The sequence below is a fragment of the Streptococcus australis genome (genome assembly GCF_047463015.1).
Taxonomy (GTDB): Bacteria; Bacillota; Bacilli; order Lactobacillales; family Streptococcaceae; genus Streptococcus; species Streptococcus australis_F.
Map to the genome: position 1 here is coordinate 16,435 of NZ_JASHER010000012.1, position 25,627 is coordinate 42,061.

The window sequence follows — 25,627 nt, forward strand, 5'->3', positions numbered from 1 at the left end:
GATAATTCTGTTAATTGTTCTATAAAAAATAACAGCCTCATTTGAGACTGTTAATAATTCGCTGGTATTCATCAAGGTTGTTAAATGAAATATGAATACTACCTTTTTCTTGTTTTGTCAGACGGATTTCTACTTCGGTTCCCAGCATCTTTTTTAATCTGTTTTCTTCCTGTGCTAAAAAGAGTTCTTTCTCTTTTTTACTTGGCCTTTTCTTTTTTTGACCAACCTTTTCTTCCAAACTACGAACGCTTAGCCCTTCTTTCAGAGTTCGTTCCAACCAATAGATTTGTTGATCTTCTTTTAAAGGAACTAAAATGCGGGCATGTCCTTGTGAAATTTGATCATTTTTGATGGCTTCTTTGACAGCTGGTGAGAGATGAAGCAAACGGACCATGTTGCTGATGTAAGGACGAGATTTTCCCATAAATTGTGCAATTTCTTCATGGGTAGCCCCTTTATCAATAAGATGTTGGTAGGATTCGGCCTCTTCAATTGGATTCAAATCTTCCCTTTGTAAATTTTCGATAATGGCTTGTTTGATCATGTCATCATCTGATAATTCTCTTATAATCGCAGGGATTTCTTTGAAACCAGCCATTTGAGCTGCTCGGTAGCGTCTTTCTCCAGCAAGTAGTTCATAACCAACAATCGGAGATTTTCGAACAATAATGGGCTGGATTAATCCATTTTCTTTGATTGAAGCTGCGAGTTCTTCTAATTTTTCTTGTACAAAGGTTTGACGAGGTTGAAAAGGATTGGTTCGTATTTGCTTTACGTCAATAATATCAATTTTTTCCATGATGTATATAGCATAACACACCTTTACAATTTCGTAAAGGTGTGTTGACACTGTTGTAAATTTACTTAATTTCCAAGATTTTCTGTAGATTTTGTCAGCTCAATGGTAGCTGTTTTTTGCTTACCATCTCTATAGAAAATGATTTTAATTTTATCACCAATTTGATGAGAATAGAGGGCAGATTGTAAATCTGCAGTTGATTCAATGTTTGTGTCATCGATTTTTGTAATGATATCTAATCGACGCAAATATTTGGATGCCGGCATATCATTTTCAACTGAGCGGACAAGAACCCCACCTTTGAGTTTGCTTGGAATGTCTAATTGGCTAAGATCAGAAGAGGATAGGTTAGCCAGGTCCATCATGGTAATTCCAAGAGCTGGACGAATGACTTTACCATCTTTTTCTAAATGTTCAATAATATTTTGTACATCATTTACAGGAATTGCAAATCCCATTCCTTCAACCGCAGTTTGGCCATTTGAAGAGATTTTACTTGAGGTAATTCCGATGACTTGTCCCTGAATATTGATAAGGGGACCACCAGAATTCCCTGGGTTGATTGCAGCGTCCGTTTGCAACGCTTTTGTAGATACATTTTGGCCGTCTTCTGATTTGAGCTTCACAGTACGTCCGAGACTAGAGACAATCCCTTGGGTAACGGAATTGGCAAATTTTGTTCCTAAAGGACTACCAATAGCGATTGCGGTCTCTCCAACAGTCAACTTAGATGAATCCCCAAATTCAGCCACGGTCGTAACATTATCTGAACTGATTTTAACAACCGCAATATCTGAGAAAGTATCAGAACCAACAACTTCTCCAGAAACTTTATTTCCATCTGCAAAGAGAATATCGGCTTTTGTTGCTCCCATTAATACGTGGGCATTTGTTACTAAATAAGCGTCTTTACCGTCTTTTTTATAGATAACACCTGAACCTTCACTAGCTACTTCTGGATCAGAATCTGTTTCTCCATTGATGAAGCCTTTTTCAGAGGTTTCAGCATAGGTAATAACAGAAACAACAGCATTTTTAACCTTATCAACAGCTTCACTAGTTGATGTTGTATTCTTATAAGCATGATTAACTTTGGTAGATTTTATTTCTTGGCTAGGATTTGTAGAATTCCCCTTGGTAAACTGGAAAGAGGTCAAGGTCCCTAAGATTCCTCCAGTAAACCCAATGACAAGAACAAGTAAAAGTTGCAAAATTTTTTTTAGAAAATTTGATGGTTGTTTCATAGTTTTCTCCTATTGTTCCAATTATGGAAAAGTATAGACCTAGTTTCTTAATTATAACTTAAAATGGAAATTTTTTCCACAAGTTGTGGAAAACTGTGTATAAGTGTGAAAAACGTGAGAATAGAGCCATTTTTTGAAAGATAGATTCTGTCTTATTTGTTGAAGACTTGTGTATAAGTTCATTTGTGTTAGAATATGAATATGAAAATTAAAATTGTAACAGTTGGAAAATTAAAAGAAAAGTATTTAAAAGATGGAATCGCCGAGTATACGAAACGCTTGGGGCGGTTTACGAAGCTAGAAATGATAGAATTGCCGGATGAAAAAACTCCTGATCGAGCAAGTGATTTAGAAAACCAGCAAATCCTTGAAAAAGAAGGAAATCGTATACTAGCTAAAGTTGGAGATCGTGAGTATGTGATTGCCTTAGCGATTGAAGGGCAACAATTTCCATCTGAGAAGTTTAGTCAAACCCTAGAAGAGGTCACTGTACGAGGGTATTCTGAAATTACCTTCGTGATTGGAGGGAGCCTAGGATTGTCTCCAGCAGTTAAAAAACGAGCGAATTTACTTATGAGTTTTGGAAAGTTAACCCTTCCCCATCAATTGATGAAGCTTGTTTTAATCGAACAAATTTACCGGGCATTTATGATTCAACAGGGAAGTCCTTACCATAAATGAATCTTGACGCTCCTCCTATTTTCTGATAGAATAAAAAGACATCTGGTCTCATAGCTCAGCTGGATAGAGCATTCGCCTTCTAAGCGAACGGTCGCAGGTTCGAATCCTGCTGGGATCAAAATAAAAAAACGTGATTTTTACAGAAATCACGTTTTTTTATTACTTGTTTTTTTTAAAAAAAACTAGAGTTTTTTCTAAACAGATAGGATAAAAAAATTGTAAAAACTTGATTTTTTGTTCCAAATAGCTGTAAAAATGAACCAAATAGCGAAAATGTAAAAAAAGTCTTTGATTTTTTACTAAAATTTATGTATATTAAATTTAATAATTTAATGATCAAATAAATTATAAGGAGATTTTTTTATGAAAAACAATCCATCGACAGTTTCTAAAGCATTTAAGGTTCTTACAGAAAAAGAATTGCAGCAAATTTGTGGAGGGGATAAACGCAAAAAAAATAATTTTTCTGATCTTATTGGGCTTATTTTTGGTAGAGGAGGAAACTGATGTTTCTAAATACCCTATTCTCAATTTTAACTATTTTTACAATTTTTTTATCTTTTTTAAAAATTGATCAAAAACTTAATAAATATAGTAAACAATTGATTTTAGGATCTGGTGTTGTTGCTGTATTTGTCATCACAGTGGTCTTAGATTACTTTGATTTACATATTGATTATCTAATGTTATGTCTATGGCCACTATTTCTTTATCTTTATTACTATTTTATTTGTAATCTTCAACGTCAGATAGCGGTTCTTTACTCATTCATCATTTATCTAGCAGTTGAAAGTACAGATACATTTTTATCTGTAATTACTTCTTCTATTTTTGGTGATAGTATAATTAACCAATACTCTGATTATTACTTTTTAACTATTCGAATTATCTCACTTATTTTAATTATGAAGGTATTAACGATTCTCGAAGTGAATCTTCTCTATTTTAAAGAGCGGGTTTTTAAGAAATTTGTCCAGCAATTGATCGTTAGTTATCTTATTTTAACCTTAGTATTGAATGCTTCTCATTGGATAAGTGATATTGCTCATTTCAATAGTTTTGGTAGCATGGTAGCAACGATTTGTTTCTTGATCTTTATCGGAACCATGGTTCAAATGAAGACGGTTCGAGATCGTTATGAAAAGAAAATGGAGTTGAAGCAAAAGAGGTTCGAACAACGCCAAATGGAGCAGTATATGAATAAAATTCAAGGCCTCTATTTAGAATTAAAAGGTTTTCGTCATGATTTTGGCAATATTATCACTTCCTTAAATTTAGCGATTGAGGAAGAAAATATTGAGGATATTAAACGAATTCAAAGAGATGTTCTTGAAGAATGCTACGGTCAACTCCAAAAAGAAGAATATACAGGATTTGACCTAGGAAATATTCGAGATTCTGCTTTGAGAAGTATCCTAAGTAGGGGATGGATCTATGCGGAGGAAATGGGTGTCAAACTAACCTTTGAAACAGAAGATATTATTGAAAAGGTTCCCATGAGATTATTGGATCTTGTACGAACTGTCGGAATTTTAGTCAATAATGCTATTGAAGCTGCTAAAATGAGTCAAGAAAAAGAAGTTCAAATAGCGATTTTTAATATGCCGAATGGAGTGCATCTGATCATAAAGAACTCTATTTCTGATGAACCGATTAATTGGAATAAGCTCTATGAAAAGGGATTTTCAACTAAGGGGGATCGTAGAGGAATGGGCCTTGCGATTGTAAAAGAGCTTATTGGAGAATATGCTGCTATTTTTCTAGAGACAGAGTTGATCAATGGAAGATTTACGCAGAGCTTAGTTATTGGAGAGAAAGGAAGATAGATGAATATTGTATTGCTAGAGGACGAAATTTCTCAACAAGTTCGAGTAGAGAAACATGTGAAAGCTATCGCTGAGGAGGAAGGCCTACGATTAAATATTGTTTCCACCAGTAAAATAACTGAACTAAAGGAATATCTAACCAATGGTGATTTTCATCAGCTTTTCTTCCTTGACATTGATATCAAAGGGGATGAAAAAGCTGGTATCAAGGCAGCTCAAATGATTCGTGAGGTCAATCCTTTTGCGATCATTGCCTTTATCACGACGAAATCGGAATTTGCTACTATTACCTATCGTTACAAGGTATCAGCTCTTGAATTTATTGAAAAAACCTTGAATGAAAACTTGTTTAAGGAAAAAATTAGAGAATGTATTCTCTACTTGAAGAAGAATGTGATTGAAAATAAAAATATCATTGATTTCTTTGAGTATAGTTTCAAAAATATGGAAATTCGAGTGCCATATCGAGATATATTGTACATTGAAACAACTGGAGTTTCCCACAAATTGCGACTTGTTGGAAAGAATTTTCAAAAGGAATTTTTAGGGACTATCAAGGATATACTTGAAAAAGATGTGGACAATCATTTCTTCAGTCCTAATCAGTCTTATCTAGTGAATCAAAGAATGATTGTCAGTTTTGATCGTCGCAAGAGACTCTTGATGTTAGAAGAGGAGACAACTTGCCCTGTTTCTCGTACACAGGTGAAAAGGGTCGAAGAATTATTAAATAAAATACAGAAAAAGGCTTGACAATTTTTGAATCGATGGTATAATGGGATATGTTCTGTTAATGACATGGTCCGTTGGTCAAGGGGTTAAGACACCGCCTTTTCACGGCGGTAACACGGGTTCGAATCCCGTACGGACTATATCTCATTCCGCCATAGCTCAGTTGGTAGTAGCGCATGACTGTTAATCATGATGTCGTAGGTTCGAGTCCTACTGGCGGAGCTAAACTAGCATCCTAAGGGATGCTTTTTTGTATAAAATAAGAGCCCCTTCAAACTGATGGGGCTCTTTATGATGCGAATTTACTGATTTTTTGAGGATTGAGATTTCTTTCGAATAGCATTGTAGCAAGCGAAGGAAAGAATTCCGAGTAGGAAAGCGATGGTTCCTTCTTTTAACCCATGTGGAATGAACTGTAGAACAACCTGTCCTTTTCCTTTAGGGACATCAACAGTCATAAATCCTTTTTGAGCCCTTTGAATAGGGACAGGTTGATTATTGATTGTCGCTGTCCACCCTTTATCATAAGGAAGGGTGAAAAAGAGACTTGTATGGTGGTCTGCTGTAAAATCTGCAGTGACGGTATTTCCTTTGGTTTGCACATGAACTTCTTGTTGGTGCAACCATTCAAAGGCTTCCTGGTAGGCTTGAAGGTTCAAAGCAAAAAATTCTGGATTTTGGAAGGTTACTGTAGAATTTTCAGGGAAGGCAATTCGAACCTTAACAGTTTCTCCTGCTGTAAAGTGACCAATGGTGAAGAATGGAAATACATTGTCTGTTGTATAGCGGTTGACTTGGCCATTCGTAATGATTTCAACATCTGTATAATCTTCATTTTCAAATTCTAAAGAAGGAAGGTTCACGTAAAGTTGACTATCGTTTTGAATGTAGAGCTCATATTCGATACTGGCATAGGTCAGAAAACTATCTGCTTCAACTTTAGCTTTCTGAGGACCTTGAGAAGGATCATCTGCACCAGTTTTCAGTGGATGTAATCGCTGATAGTAAGTCAACGATTGACCCGTTAGATGATTGAGAAAGTTCTTTTGGTTATCCAAGGTTAGATTAGAAAATTGGATATCCTTGTAGGGACTTGCGGTTAAAAATGCTAGTGAAAGAGCTTTTTCATTTTGATACAAGGTCTGATTTCCTTGCGTTTCCAATTTATGAAAAGCAAACTTTTGAGGATTCCTATCTGAAATATTGTATTTGATCCCGAACAGACTGTCCATTAGTAAAGTATTGTTTTGATAGCGCAAGTTCAAGTTGGTTCCATCTGATTTAAAACCGAGTTTATCTAGGGTCGAACTGGTATCTGTATTTCTGACAGATGAAAACTGGGAGATCCCTCTAAAATTGTATTTCATGCTGTCATTACCTGTTTGAGGTTGGAGAATCTCTGTTCGGTAAAATTCTTGATCATCCTGTAAACTTGATGTCAATTTATCAATTGATGGAATCTTTCCTTGGTAAGAAGAACGAGCTGCAAATACCCATTCATTTGCAATTCCATCGATCTGATAATAGCTGTTTATACTAATTTCAAACAAACAGAAGAAAAGAATAACAGCAGAAAAAATGGGATGAGAAAGTTTACGAACTGTAAAGGCAAGTGTCACAGTAAAGAATACAAGAAGAAATTCTAGTGTCAATACATAATGACTGCTTGTCAAGAAAGGATAGTGCTTGCGATAGAGAAAGGTGAGGATAAATCCAATACTAAGCAAACTAACAGCTAGGCAGAGTCGTTGCCAATTGATTTCTTTTATCCGATTGAGGACCTCTGCTGCCATGAACAAAATAGTCAATGAAAAGAGCCAGGCATAACGGTGAAGAAACATATTAGGAGCATGCATTCCCTGCCAGAATAAATCCAAAGCTTGTAAATAGAAACTTGCAATAAGAATGACTAATAAGGTCAAATATGCTAGTTTCACGTGAAACCGAATCGATTTGACAAAGAAAAATAGAAAGGCAAGTAAGAATGGAAATAGACCAACATAGATCATAGGGATAGCCCCATATTTTGTTGTATCAAAGCTACCAATCAAATTCTTTGCAAAAACGTCTAAGTACCAACTATTTTCTGTAAAGGTTCTTGTAATCTTGGTAAAGTTTTCTCCATGAGTTCGTAAATCCAATATGGTGGGGTAAATCATGATCAAGCTAGTGACCCCTGCTAAAATTGACACAATTGTAAAGTCAAAGAAAGAAGATATTCTTTTTTTAAAGTCCCAGGAAAGCTGCGTGAAATACCATAATGTCAAGAAGATAGCCATCATAAATCCAAAATAATAATTTTGGATGAAGAGGATAGTCAAGCTTGTAAAGTAGAGAACCCGCTTCTTTTGAGTCATCAAACGGTGTAAACCTAACAGAATAAGAGGAGCCAAAATGAAGACATCGAGCCAGGTTTTGATTTCAATCTGACTGATGGAGAAGCTCATTAACGCAAACAAAGTTGACAGCGAAAGAACCAAGAATGTTTGCAGTTGAGGATAGATTCCCTTAATGGAATAATAAGTTGACAAGCCAATCAAGCCTATTTTTATCAGTGTAAAGAGATAGACGGAATCAACCATGGATAAACTGTCAAAGAAGAAGACAAAGGGAGATAGAAAGCTTCCTAAGTAATAGCTGGAAAGAGCGTAGAAATTTAAGCCGAGTCCACTTGTAAAGCTGTAAAGGAGGCTGTCGGTCCCGTGCAAAATATTTCGTAAAGTAACGTCGAAAATAACGTATTGATGAAAGCCATCACCTAATAAAGGAGAAGTTTCACTCCCCCAATAAATACCCTGACTGAGGTAGACGAAAAATAAGATTGTAAAGGGAAGTAAAAAAGCTGTAAAGTAAACAATGATGGGGTGTGATAGATATTTTTTAAATTTCATATAGTCTATTGAAATACCCTGAAACAAAGGTTCCAGGGTTTTTGATTTTTTGGAGCGATTTCTTAGTCTTTCCAAAGTTCTTTAACTTTTGCTTGAACTTCTTGGTTTTCTAAGAATTCATCATAGGTTTCATCAATCCGGTCAATGACACCATTTTTTGAAAGAACAATGATATGGTTGGCAAGAGTTTGAATAAACTCATGGTCGTGACTGGCAAAGATGATTGATTCTTTGAAGTTTTTCAATCCATCGTTCAAGCTTGAAATTGATTCCAAGTCCAAGTGATTTGTAGGATCGTCAAGTACAAGAACATTTGATTTCAAAAGCATGAGTTTTGAAAGCATCACGCGCACTTTTTCTCCCCCTGACAAGACGTTGACAGGCTTGTTAACCTCGTCTCCAGAAAAGAGCATGCGTCCGAGGAAACCACGAAGGAAGGTATTGTCATCTTCTTCTTTACTTGCGAATTGACGGAGCCAGTCAAGAATTGACTCACCACCTGCAAAGTCAGCTGAATTGTCTTTTGGTAAGTAAGAGCGGCTAGTTGTGACTCCCCACTTGACAGTTCCTTCATATTCGATTTCACCCATAATGGCGCGGATCAAGGCAGTGGTTTGGATGTCGTTTTGTCCGATAAGAGCTGTCTTGTCACCTGGACGTAAGATGAAGCTGATGTTGTCAAGAATAGTTTCACCGTCAATCTTTACAGATAAATTCTCTACTGTCAACAGATCATTCCCAATTTCTCGTTCAGCTTTAAAGCTGATAAATGGGTATTTTCGACTAGATGGAACAATTTCTTCTAACTGAATCTTGTCAAGCATCTTTTTACGCGAAGTTGCCTGTTTCGATTTTGACGCATTGGCAGAGAAACGAGCCACAAATTCTTGTAATTGTTTGATTTTTTCTTCTGCTTTGGCATTACGGTCTGCTAACAACTTGGCAGCCAGTTCAGATGATTCTTTCCAGAAATCATAGTTACCAACATAGAGTTTGATTTTTCCAAAGTCCAGGTCGGCCATGTGGGTACAGACTTTATTCAAGAAGTGACGGTCGTGAGATACAACGATAACGGTATTCTCGAAATCAATCAAGAAATCTTCTAACCAGGTAATGGATTGAATATCAAGACCGTTAGTTGGCTCGTCCAAAAGAAGGACGTCTGGTTTACCAAAGAGAGCTTTTGCTAGGAGGACTTTTACTTTATCCCCATTCGCTAGTTCACTCATATTTTGGTAGTGGAGCTCTTCTGGAATATTCAGATTTTGGAGGAGTTGTGAAGCTTCACTTTCCGCTTCCCAACCACCTAGTTCAGCGAATTCTCCTTCCAGTTCTGCTGCGCGGACACCGTCTTCATCTGAAAAATCTTCCTTCATATAGATAGCATCTTTTTCCTTCATGATGCTATAAAGTTTTTCATTTCCCATGATAACTACATCAATAGCCCGCTCATCTTCATAGTCAAAGTGATTTTGACGAAGAACAGAAAGACGTTCGTCTGGTCCAAGAGAAATATGACCAGTTGTCGGTTCAATATCCCCAGCTAAGATTTTTAAAAAGGTTGATTTTCCAGCACCATTGGCCCCAATCAAACCATAGGTATTTCCTTCTGTAAATTTGATGTTGACATCATCAAAAAGTTTACGATCACTAAAACGTAGTGAGACGTCTGTAACTGTTAACACGTATAGTACTCCTCTTTTTCTGTCTATATAAGCCTATTTTACTAGAAAACGCTTGATTTTTCAATGAATACCCTTATGCATTGGAGGAAGTCATTTAGTCTGTATAAAAGGGTGAAGAGCTTGACTTTCCTTTGATGTCATTATATAATGAAAAGCAATCAGAAGAGTAATTTGTATTCGTTTTTTAGAGAGCTTATGGTCGCTGAAAATAAGCAACGAAACAGAATGAAATGGACTGATGTTCAAATAGAATCTTAACCAATAGAGATTCGGCTAGCAGGCCTTATGTGCAGCTCATTTGTGATGAGTTAGAGAGAACAGCATATGCTGTTCTAAGTGAGGTGGCACCGTGTCTCAGACGCCCTCGCATAGTTTTTGCTATGCGTGGGCTTTTATTTTGTACTTCAGGGAGGAAGAAAAATGATCAAGCCGATTATTTTAACTGGAGATCGCCCGACTGGGAAGCTCCATATTGGACACTATGTCGGTTCGTTGAAGAATCGAGTTCTTATGCAAAATGAAGACAAGTACCAGATGTTTGTCTTTTTAGCCGATCAGCAAGCCCTAACGGATCATGCTAAAGATCCGCAAACCATTGTTGAGTCTATTGGAAATGTTGCTCTAGATTATTTAGCAGCTGGCTTAGATCCAAAGAAATCAACTATTTTTATTCAAAGTCAAATACCTGAGTTAGCGGAATTGACCATGTATTACATGAATTTGGTCTCTGTTTCACGTTTGGAACGAAACCCAACCGTTAAGACAGAAATTGCCCAAAAAGGATTCGGAGAGTCTATTCCATCTGGTTTCTTGGTTTATCCTGTTTCCCAAGCTGCAGATATTACCGCTTTTAAAGCCAATCTCGTGCCTGTTGGAACTGACCAAAAGCCCATGATTGAGCAAACTCGTGAAATTGTTCGTTCCTTTAATCATGCGTATCATTGCGATGTCTTGGTTGAACCGGAAGGAATTTTCCCAGAAAATGAGGCCGCGGGTCGTTTGCCTGGCTTGGATGGGAATGCTAAGATGTCTAAATCTCTTGGAAATGGTATCTATTTAGCGGATGATATGGACACCTTGAAGAAAAAGGTCATGAGTATGTACACAGATCCTGAGCATATTCGTGTCGAAGATCCAGGAAAAATCGAAGGAAATATGGTTTTCCATTATTTGGATGTGTTTGGAAAAGAAGAAGATCAAGCGACCATTCAAGAAATGAAAGACCATTACCAACGGGGTGGTTTAGGAGATGTTAAAACCAAACGCTATTTGTTAGAGATTCTTGAAAGAGAGTTGGGACCTATTCGCGAACGACGGATTGAATTTGCTAAAGATATGGGACAAGTTTATGATATGCTTCAAAAAGGTAGTGAAGTAGCCCGTTCGGTTGCAGCAGAAACCCTTGATCAAGTCAAATCCGCTATGGGCTTAAACTATTTCAAGTAGGCTCTTGATATTGAGATGATTCAATAAAAAAATGATTCAAAAGAGGTTTCAACACCTCTTTTTGAAATATTGTACAAATGATTGACAAATTATCTTAGAATGGTATGATATTATCAATCAAAAAAGACGGGCTTGGCTCAAAAAGAAAGAAAAGAGGAAAATGGGAATGTCAAATTGGGACACTAAATTTTTGAAAAAAGGTTATACCTTCGATGATGTATTGCTCATTCCAGCTGAAAGTCATGTATTACCAAACGATGCAGATCTTCGTACAAAATTGGCGGATAACCTTGTGTTGAATATCCCAATCATCACAGCTGCGATGGATACAGTTACTGAAAGCCAAATGGCTATTGCCATTGCCCGTGCTGGAGGACTTGGGGTTATTCATAAAAATATGTCCATTGCCCAACAAGCAGATGAAGTTCGTAAAGTAAAACGCTCTGAAAACGGCGTTATTATTGACCCATTTTTCTTAACACCTGAACATACCATTGCTGAGGCAGACGAACTTATGGGACGTTACCGGATCAGTGGTGTACCTGTGGTTGAAACCTTGGAAAATCGTAAACTAGTAGGGATCTTGACCAACCGTGACCTACGCTTTATTTCTGATTATGATCAACCAATTTCCAACCATATGACCAGCGAGAATCTTGTGACTGCACCAGTTGGTACAGATTTAGAAACAGCTGAACGGATTCTTCAAGAACACCGTATTGAAAAATTACCATTGGTGGATGAAAATGGTCGTTTGTCAGGTTTGATTACCATTAAGGATATTGAAAAAGTTATTGAGTTTCCAAATGCAGCGAAAGACGAATTTGGTCGTCTTTTAGTAGCAGGTGCTGTCGGAGTTACATCTGACACTTTTGAGCGTGCGGAAGCATTGTTTGAAGCTGGTGCGGATGCTATTGTCATCGATACAGCCCATGGTCATTCTGCAGGTGTTCTTCGTAAAATCGCTGAAATTCGCGCTCATTTCCCAGATCGCACCTTGATTGCAGGTAATATTGCCACAGCTGAGGGAGCGCGTGCTCTCTATGATGCAGGTGTTGACGTAGTTAAGGTAGGGATTGGACCTGGTTCAATCTGTACAACTCGTGTGATTGCTGGTGTCGGAGTTCCTCAAGTTACAGCGATTTATGACGCAGCCGCTGTTGCGCGTGAATATGGAAAAACCATTATCGCGGATGGTGGGATCAAGTATTCTGGAGATATTGTAAAAGCCCTTGCTGCTGGTGGTCATGCAGTCATGCTTGGATCTATGTTTGCAGGAACAGATGAAGCACCAGGTGAAACTGAAATCTTCCAAGGACGTAAGTTCAAGACTTATCGTGGTATGGGATCTATTGCAGCCATGAAGAAAGGTTCAAGTGACCGCTACTTCCAAGGTTCTGTTAATGAGGCCAACAAATTGGTTCCAGAAGGAATCGAAGGTCGGGTTGCTTATAAGGGTTCAGCAGCCGATATCGTCTTCCAAATGATTGGTGGTATCCGTTCTGGTATGGGCTATGTTGGAGCTGCCAACCTTCAAGAATTGCATGAAAATGCACAATTTGTTGAAATGTCTGGGGCAGGTTTGAAAGAAAGCCACCCACACGATGTCCAAATTACCAATGAAGCACCAAACTACTCTGTTCAATAAAAAATAAAAGTGTGAAATCATAAGATTCCACACTTTTATTATGTCAAAAAGTTGTCAATCAAAATTGACAACCTTGTTAATTATTCGTCAACTTGACCTGAGTGAATATTAAAGATCTTTAAGTCTTCAGGCAAATCTTTTAGGTGATCTAAAGTAGTAGTTGTGATAAATGTTTGGATGTCACGAGAGATAACTTCTAGTAAATGTAGTTGACGATTGTTGTCAAGTTCACTCATAACATCGTCTAAGAGTAAAATCGGCTTTTCATTCGTCAGTGATTCAATTAATGAAATCTCTGCTAATTTTAAGGAAAGAACAACACTGCGGTGCTGCCCTTGGCTACCAAAAGTCGCATTCATATCATTGATGTAAAAGCTAATGTCATCTCGGTGAGGACCAACACTGGTTGTTTTTTTGATGAGATCTTTTGTCCGATTTTCTCGAAGCAAGGTGATAAAGGTTTGGCGAAGTGTATCCTCATCTTGAAAAGGAATGGAGGAATCATACCGAATAGATAGTTTTTCAGTTTGATTCGAAATTTCAAAATGTTTCTCTTGTCCAAAGTCTTCTAATTTTTTAAGAAAATCTTTCCGATGGATGCAGACCCGGCTACCATAATCTGTTAATTGCTCATCCAAGACATCTAAAAAGGTTGGGTCTACGGTAGTTGCCGTTTTTAAGTAACTGTTTCGTTGCTTTAAAACATGATGATAGGCTGTTAAATCTGATAGATAGACGGGTTTCATCTGGCCTAAATCAATATCAATAAACTTGCGGCGAAGAGCGGGTGAGCCTTTAACAAGTTGTAAATCCTCTGGAGCAAAGAGAACTACATTCATGTTACCGATATAGGTTGATAACTTGCTTTGTTTTAAGTGGTTCACTTTAGTGACTCGTCCTTTTGAGGATAAAGAAATTTCTAAAGGGATTGAGCCGGTCTTTTTTTCTAGGACCCCTGAAACAGTAAATTGTTCCTCTTGAAAATGAATTAGATCTTTATCGGAACGGGTCCGATGGCTGCGGGTCAAGGCTAAAAAGTAGATGGATTCGAGGAGATTGGTTTTTCCTTGAGCATTTTGGCCTAAGAAAATATTCAAACCAGAGTGGAATTGAAGATCTACTTCTTTATAATTTCGAAATTTCTGAATGTGTATGGATTTAAGCCACATATTATGTTCCTGGGAAACGAACAGGCTTCCGCTTATTCTCTTCTTTTTTAGGTTTAGAATCTTTTTTTTGTTTTTGTTCTTTGTTTAATTTCTTCACTAATTGAGCAACGCGTTCTTTTTCCAGCTTGTCCGCTTGATAGTCTTCAATCTCTTCTGGACTAGGTTCTGTCAGTGTTATGACTTCCTTCTCACCAATTACTTCGATTGTATCTCCGACTCGTAACTTACGTCCTCTTCTGGTTTCCACTTCTCCATTGACCTCTACTTGATTTTCGTGTAAAAAGGCTTTGATAGCTCCACCGCTTTGAATGATTCCCAGTTCTTTAAATAGGGCTTGTAGTGTGATAAATTCATCAAAAAGTTTATAGTTCATAGTTCACCTCAATGATAGTTATTATACCACAAAAGGATGAAAAACCTAAAATAGGGCGAGTCAGTGTAAACGTTTTTTAATCTGTCTGGGAAAGATTTTACTGGGATTTCATGATATAATGAAGAGTAATATTTGTTAGAACGAGGATGACGATGGAATTAGTTACTGGTGTTCAAATCCATTTTATGAAATCAGAAAAATTTAAGACCAATGAGATAAAAGTGCGGTTCTCGGCCCCTCTTTCTGAAGAAACAATAGCAGGACGAGTTCTAGCCTCACGCATGATCGAAACAGCCAATCAACTTTACCCAACTTCACAGCAATTTAGAGAGCAGTTGGCGAACTTGTATGGAGCAAATTTTTCTACTTCTGTTTCAAAACGCGGTCAAATGCACTACATTGATATTAATTTATCTTATGTCCGTGATGCTTTTTTGAGCAAGAAAAATGTCTTGACAGATCAGATGTTGGATTTATTAAAGGTATCTCTGAATGCTCCTCTTGCAGAAAACGGGTGCTTTCATTCAGAAACTTTTTCAGTAGAGAAAAAAAATCTCGTTACAGAACTAGAAGCAGAAATTGAAAATCATTTTTATTATGCTCACCAACAATTGAATCGTTTGTTTTATGATCAAGCTGATATGAAACTAAGTAAGTATGGAAGTGTCCAGCAGATTCAGAATGAGGATGAAGGGTCAGCTTATCAAGCATTTCAAGAAATGCTTCAAACAAATCTGATTGACTTTTTCTTTATGGGTGATTTCAATGAACTAGCGGTCATTGAAAAGATTAGTGAATTTGGTTTACAACCTCGTAAATCTCATGTCAATCTTTTTTATGCCCAATCTTTTTCAAACGTTGTCAGAGAAGGACTCGAACAAAGAGATACTCATCAATCTATTTTAGAGTTGGGTTATCATTTTCCTGTTCAGTATGGAGAGAAAGAGCATTTTGCTTTGATTGTTTTAAATGGTTTACTGGGGGCTTTCTCTCATTCAAAATTGTTTACAGTCATTCGAGAAAAAGAAGGGTTGGCTTATACGATCTCTAGCCATTTTGATATTTTTTCTCATTTTATGCGGATCTATGCAGGGATTGATCGAAAAAATAGAACCCGGACCATGACCCTGATGAGCCGTCAAGTGAGTGACTTGAAGAGAGGGAAGTTTACAAGTGAAGAGCTGCGCTTGACAAAAGAAATGATTATAAATGCTGCAAAATTGTCGCAGGATCGACCTGGCACCTTGATTGAAAGAGCTTATTTACACTCTATTTTAGGAAAACAGTTCTTGTCAATTGATGATTGGATCCAAGCTATTCAACTGGTGACTAAAGAAGAAATTATGGCTGTTGCCAAATCACTCAAATTACAAGCGGTCTATTTTATGGAAGGAAGAGAATGATAAAGAAAGATTTGGAGAAAATAGATTATCCAGCTGTTGGAGAATGTGTTTATCAGACAAGTCTCCAAAATGGATTGAAGTTATATTTAATTCCAAAGGCGGATTTTAATGAAAGCTATGCAATCATTTCTACTAAATTCGGTTCTATTGACACAAGATTTACAGTGGATGGAGTGGAGGGAATAAAAGAATTTCCAGCAGGGATTGCACATTTTCTTGAACATAAATTATTTGAAGATCAAGACGGTCAAGATTATTTACAGCATTTTGTAAGGCTGGGAGCTGAAAGTAATGCCTTTACTAGCTTTACACAAACTAGCTATCTCTTTTCGACCACCTCGAATGTCAATGAAAATCTGAGATTGTTACTGGAGATGACACAATCTCTTCATCTCTCAAAGGATTCTCTAAAGAAGGAAAAATTGATTATTCAACAAGAGATAGAAATGTACCAAGATAGTCCTGATTACCAATTATTCTTTAGGGCGTTGGCAAATCTCTATCCAGATACACCCTTGGCCCAAGATATTGCAGGTACTGTATCTTCTCTCTCCCAAATTGATGAAAAAAGTTTACAGGATAATTTCGATTATTTCTACCAACCATCCAATATGCAGCTAGTGGTTGTCGGAAATTTTGACCTTGACAGTCTTGTTAACCTTGTTTCTGATTTTGAGATGAAGACCTCTTTAAATCCTCTTCCTCATATCTCACCCGTGGACTTAAATCCAGTTGTTCAAAATGAGACAAGTCGGATGGAAGTTGCTTCACCGAAATTAGCAATTGGCATTCGTGGAAGAAATCAGATTCCTCCTCTTTACCAGTATCGCTATAAGATTATCCTCAAATTATTGTTTGCAATGATGTTTGGATGGACATCTAAACGATTTCAGTCACTTTATGAAGTTGGTAAACTTGACAACTCCTTGACACTAGAAATTGAAGTAGAGTCTTCGTTTCACTTTGTGATGTTAACGATGGACACCTCGGAACCTGTCAGTATATCCCATCAGTTCAGAACGGCCATTAAGAATTTTGAGAAAGATCCTGATGTGACTCAAGAGCATTTCGATACGATTAAAAGTGAAATGTTTGGAGATTTTCTACACGGTTTGAATTCCTTGGATTATATTGCGACTCAATTTAATCCAATTGAGACAGGTGAAAATCTATTTGATCTTCCAAAAATTTTACAGAGTATTTCTTTACAAGATGTTGTAAAGGTTGGGCGAGATTTTGTCAACGCTTGTGATATGACGGACTTTATCATTTTCCCTAAATAGCGGGATAATAGTAGAATGATGTTTTTGTCGAATTAAATCGACGTTGATTTTGTCAATTAGATGTAAATGATCATGTAAACTAGTAAGGAGACTAGAATGAAAAAAGAAAATATCCCAAATGCCTTAACACTGATTCGAATTGTGTTTATTCCTATTTTTATTTTGATGCTAATATTTGGTAAAGGTTATGGTTGGCATGTAGCAGCAGCTATTGTCTTTGCTGTTGCTAGTATCACCGATTATTTGGACGGTTATTTAGCTCGTAAATGGAAAGTTGTTAGTAACTTTGGGAAGTTTGCGGATCCTATGGCTGATAAGCTTCTTGTCATGTCTGCCTTTATCATGATGATTGAATTAAAGATGGTTCCGGCTTGGATTACTGCAGTTATAATTTGTCGCGAATTAGCCGTAACTGGCCTCCGTCTGTTATTGGTTGAAACAGGAGGAGTTGTTTTGCCAGCAGCTATGCCTGGAAAAATTAAAACCTTCTCACAAATGTTTGCCATTATTTTCCTTCTCTTCCATTGGGACTTATTGGGTCAAATTACGCTTTATGTTGCGCTAATCTTTACAGTCTACTCTGGATACGAATACTTTAAAGGCAGTGCCTACCTCTTTAAAGATACCTTTAGATAAATGAATAATATTATAGAAGTTCGAAATCTTACATTTAAATACCAAAAAACAGATGAGAACCATCAGTTAAATGATATATCGTTTCACGTGAAACATGGTGAATGGTTATCCATTATTGGACATAACGGAAGTGGTAAATCAACAGTGGTCCGCTTGATTGATGGCTTGTTGGAACCGGAATCTGGTCAAATCTATATTTCCGGAGATTTGTTAACTCCTGAAAATGTTTGGGATAAACGTAGTGAGATTGGGATGGTTTTCCAGAATCCAGATAACCAGTTTGTTGGGGCTACAGTTGAAGATGATGTGGCGTTTGGGTTGGAGAACCAAGGAATTCCAAGAGACGAAATGGTGCAACGAGTAGATGAAGCTTTGAAGATGGTCCGCATGGATGAGTTCAAAGATCGAGAACCCGCTAGGTTATCCGGTGGACAAAAGCAACGAGTGGCCATTGCTGGGATTATCGCTTTACGACCTAAAATCATCATTTTAGATGAAGCAACCAGTATGTTGGATCCTGAAGGGCGTCTAGAACTAATTCGGACAGTTCGAGAAGTCAAAGAACGATATGGGTTAACCGTTATTTCTATTACCCATGATTTAGAGGAAGTTTCCCTAAGTGATCGGGTTATTCTCTTTGAAAAAGGAAAAGCGACCTTGGATCTGACTCCAAGAGAACTCTTTTCTCGAGATGATTTAGATGAAATTGGATTAGAAGAACCTTTCGCTAATCGATTGCGCAGCATGTTACATCAAAAAGGTTTTCCAGTTGGAGAAACCTATCAGACTGAAGGAGAGCTAGAGAAACTATTATGGGAATTGCTTTAAAACAGCTTAGTTATACCTATCAAGAAGGTACTCCTTTTGAAGGAGCGGCTCTTTTTGATGTGAATATAGAAATCCCAAGCGGTTCTTATACAGCTCTAATTGGGCATACTGGAAGTGGAAAATCAACCATCCTTCAATTATTAAATGGTTTGCTTTTGCCCAGTCGAGGGGAAGTGCAAATGAATGATATGCGCATTAGTTCTGAGTCTTCTCAAAAAGAGCTAAAGGATCTTCGGAAAAAAGTAGGTCTCGTGTTTCAATTTCCAGAAAGTCAACTCTTTGCTGAGACTGTTGTAAAAGATGTCGCATTTGGGCCTCAAAATTTTGGAGTAGACCAAGAGTCAGCTGAGAGCATTGCTAAGGAAAAATTACGCTTAGTCGGTCTTTCTGAAGAGTTGTTTGAACGGAGTCCCTTTGAATTGTCTGGAGGGCAAATGAGACGGGTCGCTATTGCAGGCATTTTAGCGATGGAACCTGAAATTTTGGTCTTGGACGAGCCGACAGCTGGTTTGGATCCGTCAGGTAGACGGGAATTAATGAAGCTATTTGCGTCACTTCATCAAGCTGGGATGACCATCGTTCTTGTTAGTCATTCTATGGAAGATGTGGCAGAATACGCAAATCTTGTTTATGTTTTGGAAAAAGGACGAATTGTGAGGTTTGGGCATCCAAGGGATGTATTTCAGGATGTAGAAGGATTAGAAAACATACAATTAGGTGTACCGAAAGTGACGAAATTTGCTTGGCGCTTACGTCAAAAAGGACTATCTTTGCCAACTTTACCAATCACTTTACAAGAGTTTAAGGAGTTAATTGGACATGAATAGTATGATTTTAGGACGATATGTACCAGGTAATTCCATTCTCCATCGTATGGATCCAAGGGCAAAGTTACTAGGACTTTTCTTGTTAATTGTTATTTTGTTTTGGGCCAATAATGTGTTGACGAATGCCCTGTTGTTTTTATTGGCCTTTGCGTTGATTTTGAGTGCCAAGATCCCCTTCCGTTTTTTTATTAATGGCCTGAAATCGATGGTCTTTATCATTGCTTTCACCACACTCTTTCAGTTGTTTGCGACGACTGGCGGTAAGACCTTATTTCAATTTTATTTTTTGACTGTAACGGATAAAGGACTTGCTCAAGCGGGTGTGATCTTTTGTCGTTTTATTCTCATTGTTGTATTTTCAACGATTTTAACACTGACAACAACGCCCTTAAGCTTAGCAGATGCCGTAGAAAAGATGTTAACTCCATTTAAAATCATCAAAGTTCCTGCTCATGAAATTGGACTCATGTTGTCTATGAGCCTTCGTTTCGTCCCCACTCTAATGGATGATACGATTCGCATTATGAATGCACAGAGAGCTAGAGGGGTTGATTTTGGAGAAGGGAATCTCCTTCAGAAGATCCGCTCTTTTATACCGATTTTAATTCCCTTGTTTGCATCAAGTTTTAAACGTGCAGATGCTCTCGCAATTGCCATGGAGGCAAGAGGTTATAAAAGTGGAGAGGGAAGAAGCCGTTATAGGCAGTTAAAATGGCAAGCCTTAGATAGTGTAGCGATTCTGTCTGTAGTAGCAGTTGGTGCTATCATTTTTTGGTTGAAATATTAGAATACCACCACTACATATAGGGGAATTTTACTAAAAAAATGAAGAAAAACGCTATTTATAGCGTTTTTTGCATGAAAAATACATGATTTTGTAACCTTTGTAACATAAATTATAACTAACTGTAACATTTAATGTGTAAGATAGTATTATGTTCGAAAGGAGAATGTATTGATGAACACAAAAAAAGTCCAATGGACATTAACTTCTATTATCTCAGCTCTTTCACTTTTTGTTTCTGGTGTGGTAGTGAATGCTGAAACATACGAAGTGAAAAATGGTGATACTTTATCAGAAATTGCGATTAAGAATAACACTACTATCGAAAAGCTTGTTGAATTGAATCAAATCAGCAATCAAGATTTAATCCACGCTGGTCAAATTATTGAGTTGGGTGAACGTTCAAATTCATTGATCAACAAAGTAAATACTGCCACAGTAAGTCAGGAACCTAGAGTCGAGGCTTCGACAAATCAAGTAGCGGCTTCAACAACAACTACTGCTAATGCTACTTATAATGCAGCACCTGTTGTTACGAATTCTGGAAATGGGATTGTACTTGCTAATGGGAATACTGCTGGAGAAACTGGATCCTATGCAGCGGCTCGAATGGCTGAAATGACAGGTGTTCCTGCATCAACTTGGGAAGCCATTATTGCCCGCGAATCAAATGGTCAAGTGAACGCAGCAAATCCATCTGGAGCTAGTGGTCTTTTCCAAACAATGCCAGGTTGGGGTTCAACTGCTACAGTTGATGATCAAATCCAAGCGGCTTATAATGCCTATTCAAACCAAGGACTTTCAGCTTGGGGATACTAAAAAAGAGGGGAAACCCTCTTTTTATTTTGTTTCTTACCTTGACAAGGATTGGAAAGTGATGTAAAGAAAAATGACTGTGTCAGTCAACCTTGCTGAACCATGGATATTCTTACTCATGCGTGATTTCATACATAAAAGAGGTTTACAAATTTGTAAACCTCTTTTATTAACTTAAATGAGTCAGTAAAGCTAGAGGAGAATCTACGATGGTATCGGGAGTTTCCTCTTTTAATTGCTCTAGAGGTGCAAATCCCCAACTGACTGCAATTGTGTGAATACCAATGGTTTTTCCCCCAATGATATCAAATTTAGTATCCCCAACGATGCAAGCCTCCTCTTTTGGAATTTGATGATCCACTAGTACACGCTGAATGATATCAGATTTGTGCATAGATCCTGGGGTAGAACCATAAATCCCTTCAAAGCAATCACTAATTCCTAGTGAATGGGCTATTTCGAGACTCACTTCCTGATTCTTAGAGGTGGTGATGAATAAGTGATAACCCAATTCCTTCAATTGTTGAAGGAGTTCTTTGATACCTGGGTAGAGATAGGTTTGTTGTTGGCCAGTTTCTTTGTAATAGGTGCGATAGATTTCTACAGCTTTTGTGACCAGTTCTTTTGGAAGATGGTTTGTAAATGTAACTTCGAGTGGAGGGCCCATAAAGGTTCGAATAGTCTCTTTATCAGGAGCAGGAACTCCTAGCAGCTTGAAAGTGTGTAGAAAGGTGGTTTCAATTCCTTCGGAACTATCGACTAAAGTCCCATCCAAGTCGAAAAATATGTACTTCATAGGTTAGTCTCCAAATATTTCTTGCTGTAGGCGTTTCCCAGTTGGAGTTGCTGCTAGACCACCTTCAGCCGTTTCTCTAAAGGCAGTTGGTAGGCTAGATCCAACTTGATACATGGCGTCAATGACCTCATCGACAGGGATTTTGGATTCAATTCCTGCTAGAGCCATATCCGCTGCAATATAGGCATAGCTTGCACCCATAGCATTTCGTTTGACACAAGGAACCTCAACTAGTCCTGCAACAGGATCACAAATCAGGCCTAGCATATTTTTAATGACGAAACAAATAGCTTGGCTAGCTTGGTAGGGACTTCCTCCCGCTGCTAGCGTTAAAGCTGCTGCGCTCATAGCAGATGCTGACCCAACCTCTGCTTGACAACCTCCCTCGGCTCCAGAAATCGATGCATTGTTGGCAATAACCAGACCAAAGGCTCCAGCCGCTAATAAGAATTCCAATTGTTGGTGTTCATCTAAATGGAGTTTCTCAATCGCTGAAGTGAGAACAGCGGGTAAACAACCGGCCGATCCGGCTGTTGGAGTAGCACAGACCAAGCCCATTTTTGCATTGTGTTCGTTGACAGCGATAGCATTTTTGGCTGCAGTTAGGACAGTATAGTCAGAGAGGGCTTTTCCAGATTGAATATAGCGATCTAGTTTTGCAGCATCTCCTCCTGTCAAGCCACTTCGAGAAAGCTGATCATTGAGGCCTAAGTGGACAGATTCTTTCATCACCTCAAGATTACGTGTCATAAGAGTCAGAACTTCTTCTCGCTCACGGCCAGTTAGTTCAAACTCGGTAGCAATCATTAATTCTGCGACATTTCCTTCATAGTGGAGGGTCGCTTGCTCAACTAGTTCTGTAATTGAATAAAACATGGGGTCTCCTTATTGAAAGAAATTCACATTGTGTAAATGGGGAATTTGACGGATTAATTCAATCGCTTCGTCACAATTTCGAGAATCTACTTCAATGATCATAATAGCCTTTTCACCAGCTTTTTCGCGGGTTACGTTCATTTGGGCGATATTGATATCATAGCGGGAAAGGGCTTCTGTAACATGGGCAATCATCCCAGGAACGTCTTGGTGAACGATAATAATAGTTGGGGTGTTCATGTTCAGTGAAATTGCGAAGCCATTTAACTCAGTTACCTGAATATTCCCCCCACCAATAGAAATTCCGGTGACGGAGATAGTTTTATGCTCATTTTTTACCGTGATGGTCGTCGTATTTGGATGAGGAGCATTACTCTCCTTTTGAATAGACCAAACGATTCGAATTCCTCTTTCATGTGCAATTTCAAGACTATTGGGAATTCTTGGATCATCTGTGTCCATGCCTAAAATACCAGCTACAAGGGCCAAATCTGTTCCGTGACCGCGATAGGTTTTGGCAAAGGAATTAAACAACTGAAATTCAACTTCTGTCGGATCCTCTCCAAAAATAGAAGAGACAATTTTTCCAATACGAACGGCTCCAGCAGTATGGCTACTAGAAGGTCCAATCATAACTGGTCCAATAATATCAAATACGGATTGGAATTTAAGCGAATTCATCAGTCTGCTCCTTAGGGTTTCTTTTCTTTCATTATAACAAATCTAGGTCTTGTTTTCTCCTATTTGAGAGGGAAATTTTGTTTTAAACTTAAAAGATACTTAAAACCATTTTATTTGAGGTGTTATTTATTCTCGCTAACACATTGTTGAAACATTTGACGTGATTTCATAAAATTTCCGAAACATTTCTTCTGTAAGATAGAGAGCATACAGAAAAGGAGTGTAAAACCATGAATAAAAAAATCTTTGTAAAACGTGTTATCGAACTTAGCTTATTATCAGGAATGTTTATTCCTGTCCTCGCCAGTGCAGCATCTTACACTGTAAAGTCAGGGGATACCTTATCTGCTATCGCTAAGGAAAAGAACACAACTGTTGATGAAATTGCTAAGAAAAATAAGATTAGCAATGTAAATCTCATTACAGTTGGACAAGTTCTTGAGATTGAAGATGAGAAGGAAGCAACTAATACTGCAGAGCAAGCTACCACTAGTAAAGTTGACACTACACAAGCAACAACGACGGGTTCTGCATCAAATGGCTTGAGTGCAGAGGATGCAGCGGCTAAAGAATGGATTGCTCAGAAAGAATCAAGCGGCAGTTATACAGCACAAAATGGCCAATATTATGGTCGATATCAGTTAACAATCACGTATTTAAATGGAGATTTATCACCTGAAAATCAGGAGAAAGTAGCCAATCAATATGTCGTTAACCGCTATGGATCATGGTCTGCAGCTAAAAACTTCTGGTTGACCAATGGCTGGTATTAAAGGAGATGAAAGAGTTCAGTAATTGGACTCTTTTTTGATTTACAGACTTGTAAACATAGGCGCAATAGCCAACAAGAAGAATAGCAAGATGCTTGTTTTCTACTATAAAGCGTGTTACAATTGATAATGCTCAAAACGACCTTCAATCGTTGAAGCAAACCACGACCTTCAATCGTGAGAAACGAAAAGATGGGAGAAACCTATGAGTGATAACTCGAACACACGTGTTGTTGTTGGAATGAGTGGCGGTGTCGATTCATCTGTAACGGCTTTGTTATTAAAGCAACAGGGTTACGATGTCATTGGCATCTTCATGAAAAACTGGGACGACACAGACGAAAATGGTGTCTGTACAGCTACCGAAGACTACAAGGATGTAGCAGCAGTTGCAGACCAAATTGGCATTCCTTACTATTCTGTCAACTTTGAGAAAGAATACTGGGATCGCGTCTTTGAATACTTCCTTGCAGAATACCGTGCAGGCCGCACACCAAATCCGGATGTCATGTGTAATAAAGAAATCAAATTTAAGGCCTTCTTAGATTATGCCATGACACTCGGTGCCGATTATGTAGCCACGGGTCACTATGCGCGTGTGGCGCGTGATGAGGATGGCATTGTTCATATGCTACGCGGTGTTGACAATGGGAAGGATCAAACTTATTTCCTTAGCCAGTTGTCACAAGAACAACTTCAAAAAACCATGTTCCCGTTGGGACATTTGGAAAAACCTGAGGTTCGCCGGTTGGCTGAAGAGGCTGGATTGGCAACAGCTAAAAAGAAAGATTCCACTGGGATCTGCTTTATTGGAGAAAAGAATTTCAAAGAGTTTCTAGGGAACTACCTCCCTGCCCAACCGGGCCGAATGATGACCGTAGATGGACGGGATATGGGTGAGCATGCCGGTTTGATGTATTATACGATCGGTCAGCGGGGTGGACTTGGAATCGGTGGCCAACAAGGTGGGGACAATGCTCCTTGGTTTGTCGTTGGTAAAGATCTGAGTCAAAATATTCTGTATGTCGGTCAAGGATTCTATCATGAAGCACTGATGTCAACAAGTTTACAAGCTAGTCAAGTTCACTTTACACGAGAGATGCCAGAAGAGTTTACATTGGAGTGTACAGCCAAGTTCCGTTATCGCCAGCCAGATTCCAAGGTGACGGTTCATGTCAAAGGTGACAAGGCTGAGGTAACTTTTGCAGAACCTCAACGAGCTATTACACCAGGTCAGGCTGTTGTCTTTTACGATGGTGAAGAGTGTCTAGGTGGTGGACTAATTGACGATGCTTATCGAGATGGTAAAGTTTGTCAGTATATTTAAATTGACAAATTTTCTCAATTTGCTACAATAATAAAAGCAATAGAAGTGATGGTCAAAGCTCATGGATGTTGCAGGCTTTTTTGTCCTGCACTTCTCAGAGTTTTGA

General features: G+C 38.1%; 24 protein-coding genes, 3 tRNA genes and 1 other annotated feature. Of the genes, 18 read left to right on the forward strand and 9 right to left on the reverse strand.

The genetic code is table 11. The features are described from left to right. Positions 1-37: 37 nt before the first annotated feature. Together QM873_RS09385 and QM873_RS09390 are read right to left on the reverse strand one after the other, a co-directional pair. Positions 38-799 carry a ParB/RepB/Spo0J family partition protein gene (locus QM873_RS09385; RefSeq protein WP_129822611.1) on the reverse strand — a complete coding sequence of 254 codons (762 nt, stop codon included), beginning with the start codon at positions 797-799 and terminating at the stop codon, positions 38-40. A gap of 65 nt (positions 800-864) precedes the next feature. Next, positions 865-2,043 (reverse strand): S1C family serine protease, encoded by a 1,179-nt coding sequence (locus QM873_RS09390; protein ID WP_129822610.1) that lies wholly within the window; start codon positions 2,041-2,043, stop codon positions 865-867. A 201-nt stretch (positions 2,044-2,244) separates the two neighbouring features. Here QM873_RS09390 and rlmH point away from each other — a divergent pair, with 201 nt between their 5' ends. The 7 genes from rlmH to QM873_RS09425 all read left to right on the forward strand — a co-directional run bounded on the left by rlmH (position 2,245) and on the right by QM873_RS09425 (position 5,504). Continuing rightward, a complete protein-coding gene (rlmH, locus tag QM873_RS09395) occupies positions 2,245-2,724 on the forward strand; it encodes a 23S rRNA (pseudouridine(1915)-N(3))-methyltransferase RlmH (RefSeq protein WP_195214270.1) in 480 nt (159 codons plus the stop codon). A gap of 44 nt (positions 2,725-2,768) precedes the next feature. After that, positions 2,769-2,842 (forward strand) — tRNA-Arg (locus tag QM873_RS09400). A gap of 245 nt (positions 2,843-3,087) precedes the next feature. After that, positions 3,088-3,231, forward strand: coding sequence for a bacteriocin (locus tag QM873_RS09405; protein ID WP_082160962.1), 144 nt, complete (start codon positions 3,088-3,090; stop codon positions 3,229-3,231). Beyond that, entirely contained in the window at positions 3,231-4,550 is a 1,320-nt protein-coding gene (locus tag QM873_RS09410) for a sensor histidine kinase (protein WP_065426890.1), read from the forward strand. Before QM873_RS09405 ends, QM873_RS09410 begins: the two co-directional genes overlap by 1 nt. Beyond that, positions 4,551-5,303, forward strand: coding sequence for a response regulator transcription factor (locus QM873_RS09415; protein WP_154854253.1), 753 nt, complete (start codon positions 4,551-4,553; stop codon positions 5,301-5,303). Between the two features lie 47 nt (positions 5,304-5,350). Further along, positions 5,351-5,422, forward strand: a tRNA-Glu gene (locus QM873_RS09420). Between the two features lie 8 nt (positions 5,423-5,430). Beyond that, positions 5,431-5,504, forward strand: a tRNA-Asn gene (locus tag QM873_RS09425). 80 nt (positions 5,505-5,584) lie between these two features. Here QM873_RS09425 and QM873_RS09430 read toward each other — a convergent pair. After that, the gene (locus tag QM873_RS09430; protein WP_414279193.1) at positions 5,585-8,173 is read right to left on the reverse strand and encodes a YfhO family protein; all 2,589 of its coding nucleotides are present in this window, start codon (positions 8,171-8,173) and stop codon (positions 5,585-5,587) included. A gap of 62 nt (positions 8,174-8,235) precedes the next feature. Next, a complete protein-coding gene (locus tag QM873_RS09435; RefSeq protein WP_006595336.1) occupies positions 8,236-9,858 on the reverse strand; it encodes an ATP-binding cassette domain-containing protein in 1,623 nt (540 codons plus the stop codon). A gap of 143 nt (positions 9,859-10,001) precedes the next feature. Continuing rightward, positions 10,002-10,227, forward strand: a binding site (T-box leader). A gap of 51 nt (positions 10,228-10,278) precedes the next feature. Between QM873_RS09435 and trpS the strand changes: the two genes are divergently transcribed. Continuing rightward, positions 10,279-11,304, forward strand: coding sequence for a tryptophan--tRNA ligase (gene trpS / locus QM873_RS09440; RefSeq protein WP_414279194.1), 1,026 nt, complete (start codon positions 10,279-10,281; stop codon positions 11,302-11,304). 166 nt (positions 11,305-11,470) lie between these two features. Continuing rightward, positions 11,471-12,952 carry an IMP dehydrogenase gene (guaB, locus tag QM873_RS09445; RefSeq protein ID WP_048691005.1) on the forward strand — a complete coding sequence of 494 codons (1,482 nt, stop codon included), beginning with the start codon at positions 11,471-11,473 and terminating at the stop codon, positions 12,950-12,952. A gap of 80 nt (positions 12,953-13,032) precedes the next feature. Here guaB and recF read toward each other — a convergent pair whose 3' ends face one another. Next, entirely contained in the window at positions 13,033-14,121 is a 1,089-nt protein-coding gene (gene recF / locus QM873_RS09450; RefSeq protein ID WP_195324271.1) for a DNA replication/repair protein RecF, read from the reverse strand. A 1-nt stretch (position 14,122) separates the two neighbouring features. Then, a complete protein-coding gene (yaaA, locus tag QM873_RS09455) occupies positions 14,123-14,494 on the reverse strand; it encodes a S4 domain-containing protein YaaA (protein ID WP_048691002.1) in 372 nt (123 codons plus the stop codon). Between the two features lie 152 nt (positions 14,495-14,646). On the opposite strand from yaaA, the gene yfmF reads away from it, so the two are divergent. The 7 genes from yfmF to QM873_RS09490 all read left to right on the forward strand — a co-directional run bounded on the left by yfmF (position 14,647) and on the right by QM873_RS09490 (position 21,074). Beyond that, positions 14,647-15,897, forward strand: a complete 1,251-nt coding sequence (yfmF, locus tag QM873_RS09460; protein WP_414279195.1) for an EF-P 5-aminopentanol modification-associated protein YfmF — start codon at positions 14,647-14,649, stop codon at positions 15,895-15,897. Continuing rightward, positions 15,894-17,180, forward strand: coding sequence for an EF-P 5-aminopentanol modification-associated protein YfmH (gene yfmH, locus QM873_RS09465; RefSeq protein ID WP_129269717.1), 1,287 nt, complete (start codon positions 15,894-15,896; stop codon positions 17,178-17,180). Before yfmF ends, yfmH begins: the two co-directional genes overlap by 4 nt. A 96-nt stretch (positions 17,181-17,276) precedes the next feature. Next, positions 17,277-17,816, forward strand: a complete 540-nt coding sequence (pgsA, locus tag QM873_RS09470) for a CDP-diacylglycerol--glycerol-3-phosphate 3-phosphatidyltransferase (RefSeq protein WP_006595343.1) — start codon at positions 17,277-17,279, stop codon at positions 17,814-17,816. Beyond that, a complete protein-coding gene (locus QM873_RS09475) occupies positions 17,817-18,644 on the forward strand; it encodes an energy-coupling factor ABC transporter ATP-binding protein (protein WP_006595344.1) in 828 nt (275 codons plus the stop codon). Further along, entirely contained in the window at positions 18,629-19,471 is an 843-nt protein-coding gene (locus QM873_RS09480) for an energy-coupling factor ABC transporter ATP-binding protein (RefSeq protein ID WP_414279196.1), read from the forward strand. The genes QM873_RS09475 and QM873_RS09480 overlap by 16 nt, the downstream gene beginning before the upstream one ends. Continuing rightward, on the forward strand, positions 19,464-20,258 hold the full coding sequence (locus QM873_RS09485; protein WP_006595346.1) for an energy-coupling factor transporter transmembrane component T family protein: 795 nt from the start codon (positions 19,464-19,466) through the stop codon (positions 20,256-20,258). Before QM873_RS09480 ends, QM873_RS09485 begins: the two co-directional genes overlap by 8 nt. Positions 20,259-20,429: 171 nt before the next feature. Further along, a complete protein-coding gene (locus QM873_RS09490) occupies positions 20,430-21,074 on the forward strand; it encodes a LysM peptidoglycan-binding domain-containing protein (RefSeq protein ID WP_006595347.1) in 645 nt (214 codons plus the stop codon). Between the two features lie 166 nt (positions 21,075-21,240). Here the strand turns inward: QM873_RS09490 and QM873_RS09495 are convergent, their stop codons facing one another. The 3 genes from QM873_RS09495 to sdaAB are packed head-to-tail and all read right to left on the reverse strand — an operon-like array spanning position 21,241 to position 23,424. After that, entirely contained in the window at positions 21,241-21,867 is a 627-nt protein-coding gene (locus tag QM873_RS09495; RefSeq protein ID WP_006595348.1) for an HAD hydrolase-like protein, read from the reverse strand. A gap of 3 nt (positions 21,868-21,870) precedes the next feature. Further along, complete coding sequence (gene sdaAA, locus QM873_RS09500) at positions 21,871-22,743, reverse strand: L-serine ammonia-lyase, iron-sulfur-dependent, subunit alpha (RefSeq protein WP_414279197.1); 873 nt, start codon at positions 22,741-22,743, stop codon at positions 21,871-21,873. Between the two features lie 9 nt (positions 22,744-22,752). After that, positions 22,753-23,424 carry an L-serine ammonia-lyase, iron-sulfur-dependent subunit beta gene (gene sdaAB / locus QM873_RS09505; protein ID WP_023024775.1) on the reverse strand — a complete coding sequence of 224 codons (672 nt, stop codon included), beginning with the start codon at positions 23,422-23,424 and terminating at the stop codon, positions 22,753-22,755. Between the two features lie 230 nt (positions 23,425-23,654). Here sdaAB and apf point away from each other — a divergent pair, with 230 nt between their 5' ends. Both apf and mnmA read left to right on the forward strand, forming a co-directional pair. Continuing rightward, positions 23,655-24,197, forward strand: coding sequence for an aggregation-promoting factor (apf, locus tag QM873_RS09510; RefSeq protein ID WP_414279198.1), 543 nt, complete (start codon positions 23,655-23,657; stop codon positions 24,195-24,197). A 202-nt stretch (positions 24,198-24,399) separates the two neighbouring features. After that, the gene (mnmA, locus tag QM873_RS09515) at positions 24,400-25,521 is read left to right on the forward strand and encodes a tRNA 2-thiouridine(34) synthase MnmA (protein ID WP_414279199.1); all 1,122 of its coding nucleotides are present in this window, start codon (positions 24,400-24,402) and stop codon (positions 25,519-25,521) included. Positions 25,522-25,627 lie beyond the last annotated feature (106 nt).

Excerpts from the sequence above, each read along its gene's own strand:
- QM873_RS09385 (WP_129822611.1), bottom strand. The coding sequence starts at position 799 with ATGGAAAAAATTGATATTATTGACGTAAAGCAAATACGAACCAATCCT.
- QM873_RS09390 (WP_129822610.1), bottom strand. The coding sequence starts at position 2,043 with ATGAAACAACCATCAAATTTTCTAAAAAAAATTTTGCAACTTTTACTT.
- rlmH (WP_195214270.1), top strand. The coding sequence starts at position 2,245 with ATGAAAATTAAAATTGTAACAGTTGGAAAATTAAAAGAAAAGTATTTA.
- QM873_RS09405 (WP_082160962.1), top strand. The coding sequence starts at position 3,088 with ATGAAAAACAATCCATCGACAGTTTCTAAAGCATTTAAGGTTCTTACA.
- QM873_RS09410 (WP_065426890.1), top strand. The coding sequence starts at position 3,231 with ATGTTTCTAAATACCCTATTCTCAATTTTAACTATTTTTACAATTTTT.
- QM873_RS09415 (WP_154854253.1), top strand. The coding sequence starts at position 4,551 with ATGAATATTGTATTGCTAGAGGACGAAATTTCTCAACAAGTTCGAGTA.
- QM873_RS09430 (WP_414279193.1), bottom strand. The coding sequence starts at position 8,173 with ATGAAATTTAAAAAATATCTATCACACCCCATCATTGTTTACTTTACA.
- trpS (WP_414279194.1), top strand. The coding sequence starts at position 10,279 with ATGATCAAGCCGATTATTTTAACTGGAGATCGCCCGACTGGGAAGCTC.
- guaB (WP_048691005.1), top strand. The coding sequence starts at position 11,471 with ATGTCAAATTGGGACACTAAATTTTTGAAAAAAGGTTATACCTTCGAT.
- recF (WP_195324271.1), bottom strand. The coding sequence starts at position 14,121 with ATGTGGCTTAAATCCATACACATTCAGAAATTTCGAAATTATAAAGAA.
- yaaA (WP_048691002.1), bottom strand. The coding sequence starts at position 14,494 with ATGAACTATAAACTTTTTGATGAATTTATCACACTACAAGCCCTATTT.
- yfmF (WP_414279195.1), top strand. The coding sequence starts at position 14,647 with ATGGAATTAGTTACTGGTGTTCAAATCCATTTTATGAAATCAGAAAAA.
- yfmH (WP_129269717.1), top strand. The coding sequence starts at position 15,894 with ATGATAAAGAAAGATTTGGAGAAAATAGATTATCCAGCTGTTGGAGAA.
- pgsA (WP_006595343.1), top strand. The coding sequence starts at position 17,277 with ATGAAAAAAGAAAATATCCCAAATGCCTTAACACTGATTCGAATTGTG.
- QM873_RS09475 (WP_006595344.1), top strand. The coding sequence starts at position 17,817 with ATGAATAATATTATAGAAGTTCGAAATCTTACATTTAAATACCAAAAA.
- QM873_RS09480 (WP_414279196.1), top strand. The coding sequence starts at position 18,629 with ATGGGAATTGCTTTAAAACAGCTTAGTTATACCTATCAAGAAGGTACT.
- QM873_RS09485 (WP_006595346.1), top strand. The coding sequence starts at position 19,464 with ATGAATAGTATGATTTTAGGACGATATGTACCAGGTAATTCCATTCTC.
- QM873_RS09490 (WP_006595347.1), top strand. The coding sequence starts at position 20,430 with ATGAACACAAAAAAAGTCCAATGGACATTAACTTCTATTATCTCAGCT.
- QM873_RS09495 (WP_006595348.1), bottom strand. The coding sequence starts at position 21,867 with ATGAAGTACATATTTTTCGACTTGGATGGGACTTTAGTCGATAGTTCC.
- sdaAA (WP_414279197.1), bottom strand. The coding sequence starts at position 22,743 with ATGTTTTATTCAATTACAGAACTAGTTGAGCAAGCGACCCTCCACTAT.
- sdaAB (WP_023024775.1), bottom strand. The coding sequence starts at position 23,424 with ATGAATTCGCTTAAATTCCAATCCGTATTTGATATTATTGGACCAGTT.
- apf (WP_414279198.1), top strand. The coding sequence starts at position 23,655 with ATGAATAAAAAAATCTTTGTAAAACGTGTTATCGAACTTAGCTTATTA.
- mnmA (WP_414279199.1), top strand. The coding sequence starts at position 24,400 with ATGAGTGATAACTCGAACACACGTGTTGTTGTTGGAATGAGTGGCGGT.